13 protein-coding genes are annotated in these 12,651 nt (G+C 69.7%); 10 read left to right on the top strand and 3 right to left on the bottom strand.

Going from position 1 to position 12,651, the window contains the following annotated elements; genetic code table 11:
• Positions 1 to 53 precede the first annotated feature (53 nt).
• Complete coding sequence (locus ACWDZ6_RS10770) at positions 54 to 503, top strand: winged helix-turn-helix transcriptional regulator (RefSeq protein ID WP_451502575.1); 450 nt, start codon at positions 54 to 56, stop codon at positions 501 to 503.
• Between the two features lie 103 nt (positions 504 to 606).
• Entirely contained in the window at positions 607 to 1,092 is a 486-nt protein-coding gene (locus ACWDZ6_RS10765; RefSeq protein ID WP_451502574.1) for a cupin domain-containing protein, read from the top strand.
• Here the strand turns inward: ACWDZ6_RS10765 and ACWDZ6_RS10760 are convergent.
• Entirely contained in the window at positions 1,077 to 2,186 is a 1,110-nt protein-coding gene (locus tag ACWDZ6_RS10760) for a pyridoxal-phosphate dependent enzyme (RefSeq protein ID WP_451502573.1), read from the bottom strand. The genes ACWDZ6_RS10765 and ACWDZ6_RS10760 overlap by 16 nt on opposite strands.
• A gap of 191 nt (positions 2,187 to 2,377) precedes the next feature.
• On the opposite strand from ACWDZ6_RS10760, the gene ACWDZ6_RS10755 reads away from it, so the two are divergent.
• Positions 2,378 to 3,952, top strand: a complete 1,575-nt coding sequence (locus ACWDZ6_RS10755) for a S8 family peptidase (RefSeq protein ID WP_451502572.1) — start codon at positions 2,378 to 2,380, stop codon at positions 3,950 to 3,952.
• A 62-nt stretch (positions 3,953 to 4,014) separates the two neighbouring features.
• On the opposite strand, the gene ACWDZ6_RS10750 is transcribed toward ACWDZ6_RS10755, so the two are convergent.
• A complete protein-coding gene (locus ACWDZ6_RS10750; RefSeq protein WP_451502571.1) occupies positions 4,015 to 4,701 on the bottom strand; it encodes a hypothetical protein in 687 nt (228 codons plus the stop codon).
• 72 nt (positions 4,702 to 4,773) lie between these two features.
• Between ACWDZ6_RS10750 and ACWDZ6_RS10745 the strand changes: the two genes are divergently transcribed.
• Positions 4,774 to 5,460, top strand: a complete 687-nt coding sequence (locus ACWDZ6_RS10745; protein WP_451502570.1) for a DUF4190 domain-containing protein — start codon at positions 4,774 to 4,776, stop codon at positions 5,458 to 5,460.
• 59 nt (positions 5,461 to 5,519) lie between these two features.
• On the opposite strand, the gene ACWDZ6_RS10740 is transcribed toward ACWDZ6_RS10745, so the two are convergent.
• On the bottom strand, positions 5,520 to 6,935 hold the full coding sequence (locus ACWDZ6_RS10740) for a glycoside hydrolase family 18 protein (RefSeq protein WP_451502569.1): 1,416 nt from the start codon (positions 6,933 to 6,935) through the stop codon (positions 5,520 to 5,522).
• A 158-nt stretch (positions 6,936 to 7,093) separates the two neighbouring features.
• On the opposite strand from ACWDZ6_RS10740, the gene ACWDZ6_RS10735 reads away from it, so the two are divergent.
• The 6 genes from ACWDZ6_RS10735 to ACWDZ6_RS10710 all read left to right on the top strand — a co-directional run bounded on the left by ACWDZ6_RS10735 (position 7,094) and on the right by ACWDZ6_RS10710 (position 12,619).
• Positions 7,094 to 7,846 carry a GntR family transcriptional regulator gene (locus tag ACWDZ6_RS10735; protein ID WP_326652340.1) on the top strand — a complete coding sequence of 251 codons (753 nt, stop codon included), beginning with the start codon at positions 7,094 to 7,096 and terminating at the stop codon, positions 7,844 to 7,846.
• Between the two features lie 241 nt (positions 7,847 to 8,087).
• Complete coding sequence (locus ACWDZ6_RS10730; RefSeq protein ID WP_451502568.1) at positions 8,088 to 8,222, top strand: hypothetical protein; 135 nt, start codon at positions 8,088 to 8,090, stop codon at positions 8,220 to 8,222.
• 258 nt (positions 8,223 to 8,480) lie between these two features.
• Positions 8,481 to 8,660, top strand: a complete 180-nt coding sequence (locus tag ACWDZ6_RS10725) for an SPOR domain-containing protein (RefSeq protein ID WP_351452135.1) — start codon at positions 8,481 to 8,483, stop codon at positions 8,658 to 8,660.
• A gap of 95 nt (positions 8,661 to 8,755) precedes the next feature.
• Positions 8,756 to 9,157, top strand: a complete 402-nt coding sequence (locus ACWDZ6_RS10720) for an NUDIX hydrolase (RefSeq protein ID WP_351452133.1) — start codon at positions 8,756 to 8,758, stop codon at positions 9,155 to 9,157.
• A 288-nt stretch (positions 9,158 to 9,445) separates the two neighbouring features.
• A complete protein-coding gene (locus ACWDZ6_RS10715) occupies positions 9,446 to 9,862 on the top strand; it encodes an ATP-binding protein (protein ID WP_451502688.1) in 417 nt (138 codons plus the stop codon).
• Positions 9,863 to 10,030: 168 nt separating this feature from the next.
• Positions 10,031 to 12,619: a SpoIIE family protein phosphatase gene (locus tag ACWDZ6_RS10710; RefSeq protein ID WP_451502567.1), complete on the top strand. Its 2,589-nt coding sequence runs from the start codon at positions 10,031 to 10,033 to the stop codon at positions 12,617 to 12,619.
• Positions 12,620 to 12,651 lie beyond the last annotated feature (32 nt).

The raw sequence follows: 12,651 nt of genomic DNA, 5'->3' as shown, positions 1-12,651 counted from the left end.
CGCTCTCGTCCGGAACGTTTGAATACGCAACTTAGCGTTTTAGGATGAGCCGCATGTCGAAGAGCATCCATCCCCGAGAGTGCTCCATTGCCGACGCGCTCGACCTGGTCGGCGAGCGCTGGACGCTGCTCGCCGTACGCGAACTCAGCCATGGCGTCCGCCGCTTCGACCAGATCGTCCGCAACACCGGGGCGTCCCGTGACATTCTCACGGCCCGGCTGCGCAAGCTGGAGGCGGCGGGCGCCGTCCGGCGCGAGCAGTACAGCGCACACCCGCCGCGGTACGAGTACCACCTCACCCCCGCCGGCCAGGAGCTCGGCGACGTACTCCTCACGCTCATGAAGTGGGGCGACCGGCACCTCAACCCCGAGGATCCGCCGGTGACCTGGCAGCACTCGTGCGGCGAGACCCTCGATCCCGTGGTCATCTGCGCGCACTGCGGCGAGTCGGCACGAAAGGGCGCGCACTCCCCGGCCGGCCGCGGAGCCCTCACCGCCGACTGAACGGCGGCGCGGGAAGAGGTTCGCGCGACAGGCTCGTCGCAGGCCGAGCGGCGCGGGACACGCCCGGACGCCCGGGTGAACGGCTGACAGCGAGGAGAGCGGCATGTCGTATCCGGACCCGAAATACCTGGACGGCAGGGGCGAGATCACCGCGGAGTTCCGGCCGGCGGACACGCCCGCGAATCTGCGGTCGGCGAGCGGGAGCCGTACGCACTATCTGGCCACCACCCGGTCGACCGGCGGGGAGTTCGGGCTCTACCGGATGGACATGGCCCCGAAGGCCGGCGGCCCGAAGACGCACTTCCACAAGTCGATCTCGGAGTCGTTCTTCATCCTCGAGGGGACCGTCCGGCTCTACAACGGCGACAGCTGGATCGACGGAACGGCGGGCGACTTCCTCTACGTTCCGCAGGGCGGGCTGCATGCCTTCCGCAATGACTCGGACGCCCTCGCGTCGATGCTGCTGCTGTTCACGCCGGGCGCGCCGCGCGAGGAGTACTTCGAGAAGGTCGCCGAAGTCGCCACCGAGTGGTCGCCGGAGGACCGGACGGAGTTCTTCGTCAAGCACGACACCTACTGGACGGACTGACCCGGCGCGAGTCCGGTCTTGAGGCCCGCGCCGCAGAGCGGGACCACGGCGGTGCGGTCCCTCCAGTCGCCCACGGCGGCCCAGCAGGCCACTCCGGTCGATTCGACGAAGAGACCGCGGGCGGCCAGATCCAGCTGTGCGGCCCGGATCTGATCCTCCGTCACCGTGAGGAAGGTGCCGCCGGATTCGCGTACGGCCCGCAGGATCTGGCGGGCGCGCGGCGGACGCGGGATGGCGATGCCTTCGGCGAGCGTGGGCCCGGACTCCACGCTCTCGTCGAGGAGTTCCTCGGCGCCGGCGTGGAAGGCCGCGGCCAGCGGGGAGACGGCCTCGGCCTGGACCGCGATCAGGGCGGGGCGCTCGGAGATCAGGCCGTGAGTGTGGAGTTCGGAGAGGGCGATGGACGCGCCGAGGAGGAGTGTGCCGTTGCCGACGGGGACGACGATCGCCTCGGGGAGCCGGCCGCCCAGCTCCTCCCACAGCTCGTACACGTAGGTCTTTGTGCCGTGCAGGAAGTACGGGTTGTAGACGTGGCTCGCGTAGAAGGTGCCGGGCGTGTCCGCGGCGGCGCGGGCGGCCGTGGCGGTGGCTTCGCGGTCGCCGGGGACGAGTTCGAGGTGCGCGCCGTGCGCCCGGATCTGCTCCACCTTCTTGGCGGAGGTGGCCTCGGGGACGTACACCGTGCAGTCGAGACCGGCCCGTGCGCAGTACGCGGCGACCGCCGTGCCCGCGTTACCGCTGCTGTCGGCGATCACCCGCCGGGGGGAGAGCCCGCGGGCGAGCTCCGCCAGCATCACCGCGCCTCGGTCCTTGAAGGAGAGCGTCGGCATGAGGAAGTCGAGTTTGGCGGAGACGGTCGTGGTGAGCGGGACGAGCGGGGTGCGGCCCTCGCCGAGCGAGGTGGCGGCGGGCGTGGGGAGCGGCAGCGCCTCCTCGTACCTCCACAGTGAATTGACCCGGCCCGGGAGAGAGTTGAGGTCCACCGGCGCGGCGGTGAAATCCAGGTCCCATGGGCCGCGGCAGTCGGGGCAGCACCAGAGCGCCGTCTCGACGGGGGAGCCGGCGCCGCAGTCGGGGCAGTGATACGAGGTCATGGTGCGCCAGCATGGCAGTTGTGTGGCGCATGTGTTACGTCGCGCTCCGAACTCTTGTGGGATTCCTATGGATCCGCCAATCTTTCGCTCGGCAGGCGAGACGACGACACCGCGGATTCAGCTGCGATTCGTTGTCATGCCCCTGTCGAAACCCCCACAGCAGCGCACCACCAATGAGGAGGACCCCTCACATGTCTGTGATGCGTAACTCGCGGCGAAGACTCGCCGCGGCAAGCGCCATGGCCGTCGCCGCGCTCGCGCTCGGCACGGCGTCCGCTCTCCCGGCCATCGCGGTCGAGGCGGCTCCGGAAGGCGTGATCCAGAACGCCGGCGCACCCGGAGCCATCGCGGGCAGCTACATCGTGACGCTCGACGAGTCCGCGCCCGACGCGGGCTCGAAGGCGGGCAAGGCCCTTGCGCAGGAATACGGCGCGAAGATCAAGAAGACGTACGACGCCGCGCTGAACGGCTACGCCGTCGAGCTCTCCGAGGCGCAGGCCAAGAAGTTCGCCGCGGACCCGGCTGTCGAGTCCGTTGTGCAGAACCGCATCTTCAGGGCAACGGGCACCCAGCCGAACCCGCCGTCCTGGGGCCTGGACCGGATCGATCAGAAGGCCCTGCCGCTGAACCAGAGTTACACCTACCCGGACACCGCGGGCGAGGGCGTGACGGCGTACATCATCGACACCGGTGTACGGATCACCCACAGCGACTTCGGCGGCCGGGCGTCGTACGGCTATGACGCCATCGACAACGACAACACCGCGCAGGACGGCAACGGCCACGGCACGCATGTCGCCGCCAACGTCGCCGGATCCTCCTACGGCGTGGCCAAGAAGGCCAAGGTCGTCGGCGTCCGTGTGCTCGACAACTCAGGCTCGGGCACGACCGCGCAGGTCGTCGCCGGCATCGACTGGGTGACGCAGAACGCCAGCAAGCCGGCCGTCGCCAATATGAGCCTGGGCGGCGGCATCGACACCGCGCTCGACACCGCGGTGCGCAACTCCATCGCCTCCGGCGTCACCTACGCGGTCGCGGCGGGCAACGACGGAGCGAACGCCTCGAACTACTCGCCCGCACGCGTGGCCGAGGCCATCACCGTCGGCTCCACGACCAGCACCGACGCCCGCTCCAGCTTCTCCAACTACGGCACCGCGCTGGACATCTTCGCGCCGGGCTCGTCGATCACCTCGGCCTGGAACACGAGCGACTCCGCGACGAACACCATCTCCGGTACGTCGATGGCGACGCCGCACGTCACGGGTGCGGCAGCGCTCTACCTGGCGGCCAACAGGACGGCGACCCCGGCCCAGGTCTCCGCGGCCCTGACCTCCGCCGCCACGAGCGGCGTCGTCGGCAGCCCGGGCACCGGTTCGCCGAACCGCCTGCTGTACGTCGGCACCGGCGACACCCCGCCGCCCGGCAAGAAGTTCGAGAACACCGCGGACTACCCGATCAGCGACAACGCCACCACCGAGTCGCCGGTCACTGTCAGCGGGGTCACCGGGAACGCGCCGGCGAGCCTGAGCGTGCCGGTCGACATCAAGCACACGTACATCGGTGACCTGAAGATCGACCTGGTCGCTCCGGACGGGACGGTCTACAACCTGAAGGCGTACCTTACCGGCGGCAGCGCGGACAATGTGATCACCACGTACACGGTGAACGCGTCGTCGGAGGTCGCGAGCGGCACCTGGAAGCTGCGGGTCAGTGACAACGCGGCGCAGGACGTCGGCAAGATCGACTCCTGGGCACTGCAGTTCTGAACTCGCTCAGGTCCGATCTCTGAGTGAACGGGAGGGGGCGGTCGCCGCGGCGGCCGCCCCCTTCACCGTGCTCGCGCCGTCGGCGGAGCAGCCGTACGCATGAGCTCGGCCGACGAGCGGCCCAGGGCCCCGGCCCGGCACACATCACGCCCTCGGTGAAGGGCCGGAACCACTCCGTACGCAGCGCCCGGCGCACTCGTCGGCACCAGCTCTGTTCCGCCGTCGACGACCACCGGCATCGCTTCGATCTGCCCGTCCGTCCGCTCCGAGGCCCAGGCGTCCAGTGCCGCGCGGTCGGTGTCCTCGTCGCCAAAGAGCAGCGCATGCGCGCCCGGTTCGCAGCCCGGCGGCCCACTTCCCGTGCAGCGGAAGTGACTTCTTCGTCCACAGGCCGAGTGTCGCGTCCACGCCCCGCATCGCACGAGTGCGGACAGCGGCCCGCGGGCGCCCCGGCGGCTCCGGCCGCGGGGAGGCCCACGGCCTCCTCCGGCTCGCGGCGGGCCGCGCTGTCCGCGTCGTCCGCGGCGGGCCGCGCTGTCCGCGTCGTCCGCGTCGTCCGCGTCGTCCGCGCTGTCCGCGTCGTCCGCGTCGTCCGGGCGGTCCGCGCTGTCCGGGCGGTCCGCGCGGAGCGCGAGCAGCGGCCGGACCCCGGCCGCGGAGAAGACCGTGCCGTCCGGCCGCTCCTCCGCGGAAGTCCACTGTGCCGTCAGGCGGTTCACCGCCCGCACCGCGGCTGCTGCCGGCTGCATTCCGTCCCCCGTCGCGCTACGCGTATGATCCGCGCGCCTGTTCGTATGATTTCGACGAGGAGCACCGTACCCGTGGACCCATCCGCCCAGAGCTGGCAGCCGTATCCGCAGTACGCCCGCAGACCGTCCGTGAACGGCCTGTCCGTCGCCTCTCTCGTACTCGGCATCGTGTGCTGTCTGCCCCCGCTCGGCCTGGTGCTCGGACTGATAGCCCTCTCGCAGATCAAGAGGAAGGGCCAGCGCGGCAAGGGCATGGCGGTCGCGGGCATCGTGCTCTCCTCGATCAGCACGCTCCTGGTGCTCGTCGCATTCGCCACCGGCGGGATCGGCGATGCCTGGGACGGCTTCCGCAAGGGCATGGACGAGGCGTCGCGCTCGCGCAGCACGCTCGACCTGCACAAGGGCGACTGCTTCAATGTCCCCGGCGACGAGCTGGAGCGGGAGACCGCGTCCGTCAGGGTCGTCGACTGCGCCAAGGAGCACGACGCCGAGGTCACCGGGGCCTTCAAGCTCGAGAAGTCCGACGCCTGGCCCGGCGAGGCGGCTGTCGAACCGCTGGCCGAGAAGCGCTGCACGGAGATCAACAATGCCTACGCGGCGGACGCGCCGGCCGTGCCGGACAGTGCGGAAACGTACTACTACATGCCGAGCCGACGCAGTTGGCGCCTGGGTGACCGGACGGTGACCTGCACCTTCGCCGTCACGGAAGGAAAGCTGAAGGGCTCTCTGCGGCCCGGAGGCATCCCGTCCGGCGGATGAGACCGGCCCCTGAGCCACCGACCGCCCGGGCGCCGGTCCCATCCGAATCCCGCTGAGCGCTAGCGGCGGGCGAGCCCCCGGTCGACGGCGCTGATCAGCTCACCGTCGGCCGTGTCTCCGTCCAGGGACCAGAACATCGCGCCGCCCAGGCCCCGGTCACGGATGTACGAGGTCTTGGTGCGCAGCACCTCAGGGTCGTCGTACGTCCACAGGGTGGTGCCGTCGAAGAGCCAGGCGTGGCCGTTCCGCCGGTCGCGATGGAGCGTGTACGTCCCCGAGTCGGCGAGCTTCCTCAGGGCCTTGTAGTCCTCGTAGCCGGCCGCCCAGGTCGCGGGTGCGGGTGCCGCGGCCGGCTGATTCAGGCCGTCGCCGCCACCGGTCACGCCCGTCCAGCCCTGGCCGTAGAACGGCATGCCCATCACCAGCTTGCGGGCGGGGGCGCCGCGGTCGCGCCAGGCGTCGACGGTCTGGTCCACGCTGAAGTCATTGTGTGCGTAGAGCGCGGACTGCTGGGCCGTGGTCGACTCCCAGGAGCCGTGGAAGTCGTAGCCCTGGAGGTTGACGAAGTCCAGATCGCGCATGATCCTGCAGACCTCGAAGCCCGTGTCGATCTTGGCGGGAGCGGTCGGGACGAAGGCGGTCAGCTCGTAGTGCTTGCGCTTCTTGAGGGACTTGCCGTAGGCGTCCAGCTGGGTCCTGAACTCCCGTACCAGAGCGGTGAAGTTCTTTTTGTCCTCGGGGCGGAAGACGGTGTCCGTGTCGCCCGCCGAGCCCGGCCACTCCCAGTCGATGTCGACGCCGTCGAAGAGCCCGGCCGCGGCGCCCGCGCCGCCGCGCGCTCCGTCGACCGGCAGATTGCCCTTGATGTAGAGGTCGATGCAGGAGGAGACGAAGGCCTTGCGGGAGGCGGGGGTGCGGGCCGCGTCCGAGAAGTGGGTGGACCAGCTCCAGCCGCCCAGGGAGATGAGCACCTTGAGGGCGGGGTGCCTGGCCTTGAGCTCGCGCAGCTGGTTGAAGTTGCCGGCGAGCGGCTGCTCGGCGGTGTCGGCGACGCCGTCCACGGAGTCGGCGGCGTCCAGCGGACGGGCGTAGTCGGCCCAGGCGTCGGCCTCGCCGGGGACATTGCCGGTGAAGCAGGTGCCGTCGGAACTGACGTTGCCGAAGGCGTAGTTGACGTGGGTGAGCTTGGCCGCCTGGCCGCTGGTCTCCATGTCCTTGACCTGGAAGTCCCGGCCGTAGACGCTCCATTGGGTGAAGTAGCCGACGCGTTTGTACGAGGGCCCCGGGTGCTGCCCGCCATGTGCGGAGGCAGCGTCGGAGGTACCGGCGGAGTCGAAGGCGCCGGCAGAGGCGGAGGCGGAGGCGCTGGGCGCGAGGGCGGCGAGGAGCGAGAGGGAGCAGGCGGCAACGGCCGCTCTGGCAAGGGATCTTCGGCAGTTTCGGCGCATGGCCAGGAACGTATTGGTCTGGACCATTAGGGTCAAGGGTGCCAGCGCCGAATGATGGGCATACCTGCGGCAAACCCCTGCGTACAGGCAAGTCATCACTTCGAGTGAAACTTTGGCCCATGCTTGCGGTCAGCAACCCAGGGTTGCCACGCTGTTGCTGTCTGTCAACCTGTTGGGAGTGGCCAGTGACATTCGGTGAGCAGCCCGCCTATCTGCGCGTTGCGAGCGATCTCCGCGAGAAGATCGTCAACGGCTCGCTGCCGCCGCATACCCGTCTCCCCTCACAGGCGCGGATCCGCGCGGAGTACGGCGTCTCGGACACCGTCGCCCTCGAGGCGCGCAAGGTCCTCATGGCGGAGGGCCTGGTCGAGGGCCGCTCCGGCTCCGGTACGTATGTCCGTGAACGGCCCGTCCCGCGCCCTGTCTCCCGCTCCGGCTACCGGCCGCCGTCCGGCGCCAACCCCTTTCGGCAGGAGCAGGCGGAGGAGGGGGCCCGGGGCACCTGGGAGTCCAGCAGCGAACAGGAGGGGGCGAGCCCCGAGATCGCGGCCCGGCTCGGCATCCAGCTCGGCGACCGGGTGATGCGTACGCGCTATGTGTTCCGGGACGCGGGCGAGGCGATGATGCTCTCCACCTCCTGGGAGCCCCTCGAAGTCACCGGGCGTACGCCGGTGATGCTGCCGGAGGAGGGTCCGCTGGGCGGCTGCGGTGTGGTCGAGCGGATGGCCGCCATCGACATCGTCGTGGACAACGTGGCGGAGGAGGTCGGCGCGCGGCCGGGGCTGGCGGAGGAGCTCCTGGCGCTCGGCGGCGTACCGGGCCATGTGGTGATGGTCGTCGAGCGGACGTACTACGCCTCGGGGCGGGCGGTCGAGACGGCGGACGTGGTCGTCCCGGCGGACCGCTACCGGATCGCGTACCACCTGCCGGTGAAGTGACCCGCGAGGCGGCCCCGGAGGCGACCTGCGATGTGGCTGGTGATGCGCCCGGTGATGCGTAGCAGGAGGTGACGGCCGGCCCCAAGTGCATCGAGTTCAAGCGGGCCTGTCTCCACGCGGTGAATCCGGCCGGCTTCGGTGCGATGGCGATCGCCTCGACCGTGTTGATCCTCGCTGTCTTCGGCCTCTCGGCCGGTACCCCGAGGCCTTCTCCGCCTTTGTCGCGGCCGGACTCGCCCTGGTGCTCCGCCCGTTGGTCGCCTGGGCGACGAAAGGCAAGTCCTGCCTGGCCGGGCCGAACCCGGCGAACGGGACCGAGGCCGAGATCCAGGACATCACCGCCACGCACACCTGCTCCGTGTGCGAGACGGCGTAGGAGCTCCCGGACATCGCGGACTGTCCGGTCCGGTCCACTGTGCCTGCGGTGTCCACAGAGCCCGCGGAATCACGGACTGAGGGGCCGGGGTGACATAAGTGAGAGGGGGCGCATCCGGCCGGATACGCCCCCTCTCTCATATCTCTTTGTGAAAACCCGTATCCGCTGAGTAAAGGTCAGGCGTAGGCTCGGGCATATGCGTAATGGGGTTTCCTGGCGATCGTTACAGACCTGCAGGCCGATCCGGGGAGGGGCGCGATGAACGACAGTGGCGCTTTACTCCCCTGGCTCGTCATACGGCGGGACGACAACGGGAACCGCTACCGCGTCGGCATGTACGCCACCAGGGACGAGGCGCAGCAGATCGCGGACACCCTCGACGGTCGCGGGCACAAGCAGCTCTACTGGGTCGAGCGTATAGGCCAGACGGCCCATTAGCCGGGGCACGACAGCCTTTTCCGCGGCGTTCTCCCGGCCGGACTTCGTGCGGGTAAGGTCCGGCCTGACGGATTCCGCATGAGTGAGGGCAGGGCATGTCGGTCTTGATCGACACGGTGGCGTGGGTGCGGGTGGAGAACGGCAGGATCCTCTGCGCGCGCTCCCGGGGCAAGGACGTCTACTACATCCCCGGCGGGAAGCGGGAGGGCGGCGAGAGCGATCTGCAGACCCTGCTCCGCGAGGTGGAAGAAGAACTGAGCGTGGCCGTCCTCCCGGCGACCGTGTCGCACGTGGGCACCTACGAAGCCCAGGCTCACGGTCATTCGGACGGCGTTGTCGTGCGCATGAGCTGCTACGCCGGTGACTACCGGGGCACGCTGATCGCCAGCAGTGAGATCGAGGAAATCGCCTGGCTGTCCTACCTCGACCGGGCCCAGGTCCCTCCGGTCGACCAACTGCTCTTCGATGAGCTCAAGGCATCGGGCGAACTGGACTGACCCTCGTCGTGCGAGCAGACGGGCCGAGGGCCGACGCGTTACGGCCTGACATGTCAGTTTTGTGTAAGCCTGTTGAGCCAGGCTCGGCCGGGCCATGACGGATCACCAATTGTCGGCCGGTCCGGCCCGAACCGCTCACCGGGTGCGAAGGCGGCGCGCGACTGGCGCGTGCGCCCGTTCGTGCCTCGGCGGCTCATTGGTCCGGCGACCGGGGTGCCTCGTACCAAATATCGGGTATGCCCTGGTTAGTCCTTGAAGTGGGGCATGGATCTGCTGCTGGTCCGGGAAGTGGGCAGCGTGATCGACACTGATGGCGAATGCGCCGAGTGGACCTTTCCTGCCGAGGCCGGTGCCGTGCGCACCGCCCGTCACGTCGTCCGCGACACCCTTCGCGCCTGGGGACTGGATTCGGTGATCGGTGATGTCACCGTGCTGCTGGTCAGTGAGCTGGTGACCAACTCCCTGCGGTACGCGTCGGGCCCGATCGGTGTCCGGCTGGTCCGGCCGGAACGGGGCGCCACCGCCCCCGCTCTGCTGGTGGAAGTCTCCGATCCCCTGCCGGATCCCCCCACCGAACGCAACGCGGAGCCCGACGAGGAGAGCGGCCGCGGACTGCGACTGGTGGCCGATGCGGCTCGCCGCTGGGGAACGCGGCGGGACAGGAACGGCAAGACCGTGTGGTTCGAGCTGCCCGTCGCTGGTTAGAAGAGTCAGGGGACAACGATCACGTCGGAGACGGTTCCGGCCGGTTCGGACTCGGCCGAAAACGAACGAGACCGTGCTGTGATCGTGAACGCCGTGTCGGTCGGAGCCGTAGTGCTGAATACTGCGGTCATGGCCGGTCCGGTGCGGTGAGCTGGAGGGGACGGTCGCGTGAGCGAAATACCTGGGACGGCGAGCGGTGTCGTGTGGCAGAGCAGCCCGCCTGGCTCGATCTATGACTACATCAAGGTTGCCTCTTTCTCGATCGGCGCCGACGGGCTGGTCGACCAGTGGAGCCGGCGTGCCGTAGACCTCTTCGGCATCACCCCTGACGAGGTCAGGGGCAAGGACCCGATCGAGGTCTTCATGCCCGCCGAGCTGCGCCCGCGCGGCCACCGGAAGATCGCCGAGATACTCGACGGCAAGGAGTGGACCGGCCTGGTCCCTTTCCGCATGCCGGGTCGGGACGGCGCGCACGGCGTAGCCGAGGTCTATGTGATGCCGAGCGAGACGGAGAGTGGCGAAAGGGCTGCGCTCTGCATCGTGGTCGACGTCCGGGCACTGCGCCGGATCGAAACTGATCTCGCCGCTTCGCAGGCTATTTTCGGCCAATCTCCTTTTGGCTTCCTCCTCTTCGGCACGGATCTCACGGTGCAGCGCGCCAACCAGCGCTTTGCCATGGTCTTCGGGGGCGCCGTCGAAGACCACCGCGGGCGCACCGTCCACGACTATCTCGCCCGCCCCGAGGCGGAGCGGATGAACGCCTCACTGCGCCGCGTACTGGAGACCGGCGAATCCGCCATCGATCTCCAGATCGTCGGGAGCGCCCCGGGCAGCGCGGACCGCAGGCACTGGTCGATCAATCTCTACCGGGTGCACAGCGGAACCGGCCGGCCCATCGGCGTCGCCGGTCTGGGCACCGATGTCACCCGCCGCAACATCGCCGCCCGCGAGGCCGCGAACGCCCGGCGGAATCTCGCGCTCCTCAACGAGGCGAGCGCCCGCATCGGCAACTCCCTCGACCTGGAGACCACCGCCCGCGAACTCCTCGACGTCGCCGTCCCCGGCTTCTGCGACCTCGCATCGGTCGACCTGTTCCTGGGGCTCCTCACCGGCGACGAGGCCCCGCCCGGACGGGCCGACGGCAGCGCCGAGCTGCGCAGGGTCGCCTTCGCCAGCGCCGTCTCCGACGCCCCGCTGGTGACCACCCCCGGCTGCCGGTCCGATGGCGGCACCCCCACCGCCGTCGGCGAGGTCCACCGCTATCCCTTCAACTCGCCCTGTGCGAGCGCAGTGCGCACCGCCCGGGTCCAGTCGATCCCGGGCGAGGAAGGCACCCTCGTCCAGTCCACGCTCGCGGTGCCGATGGTCGCGCACGACACCGTCGTCGGACTTGTCCAGTTCTCCCGTACGAAGGGCAGCGAGCCCTTCGGGGAACGGGACCGGGCGCTCGCCACCGAACTCGCCGCCCGCGCCGCCGTCTGTATCGACAACGCCCGGCTCTACCGCAGGGAGCACGAGCGGGCGCTGATCCTCCAGCGCAGCCTGCTCCCGCCGGGCGACCCGGAGGCCGCGGGACTCGACATCGCCTGCCGCTATCTCCCGGGCAATACGGCCACCGAGGTCGGCGGGGACTGGTTCGACGTCATCGAACTGCCCGGCCACCGCACAGCCTTGGTCGTGGGCGATGTGATGGGCCGCGGTCTGCGGGCCGCCGTCGCCATGGGTGAACTGCGCACAGCGGTACGGACCTTGGCGCTGCTGGACCTGGAGCCGGCGGAAGTACTCTCCGCGCTCGACGAGATCGCCCGCGGCCTCGGCAGCCCCAGCGGTACCCAGCAGGCCTCGCGCGTCGCCCACAAGTCCCGTGACGCCGACCTCTCCGAGGTCTATCTCGCGACCTGCGTCTACGCCGTCTACGACCCGGTCACCCGACGCTGCACCTTCGCCAACGCCGGCCATCTGCCACCCGTCCTCGTCGAACCTGGCGAGGAGGCACTGCTGCTCGACGTGCCGCCGGGGATGCCGCTCGGTGTGGGCGGCGAGCCCTTCGAGGAGGTGGAGGTCGAGCTCCCGGAGGGCGCGCTCCTCGCGCTCTACACCGACGGGCTCGTCGAATCCCGGGACCACCCGCTCGACGAGGGCCTGCGTGCCTTCCGGACCGCGCTCACCGATCCCTCCCGCCCGTCGCCCGGCCTCCACCCCTCGACGACGGCGCTGCGCGCCGATACCTCACGCTCCCTGGAAGACGTCTGTGACCACGTGCTGAACACTCTCGACACCCGGCACGGCGAGGACGACATCGCGCTGCTGATGGCGCGCATCCAGGGGTTGCCCACGGAGGCGGTGGGCGACTGGCGGCTGCCGCGCGAGCCCCGATCGGTGGGACGGGCCCGTGAGCTGGCCCGCGCCCAGCTGATCACCTGGGACCTCGAATCGCTGGTGGACACGGTCGAGCTGCTCGTCAGCGAACTGGTCACCAACGCCCTGCGGTACGGCGAGGACGAGATCCGGCTGCGGCTGCTGCGCGACCGCACCCTTGTCTGCGAGGTGTGGGACGCCGGCCTCGTGCAGCCCAGACGGCGACGGGCCCGCGACACCGACGAGGGCGGCCGTGGACTGCAGCTCGTCGGACTGCTGAGCGCTGCCTGGGGCTCGCGCCGGACCCCACGCGGCAAGACGGTCTGGTTCGAACTCGCCCTGCCCGATGGTGACTCGACGGCCGAGCCCACCGTCGAGCAGCTGCTCAGCATGTTCTGACACCCGGATTGTCAGACCCGTGATCTAGCCTT

Source organism: Streptomyces sp. NPDC002926 (assembly GCF_053591755.1).
This window is presented reverse-complemented; position numbering and strand designations above follow the sequence as displayed.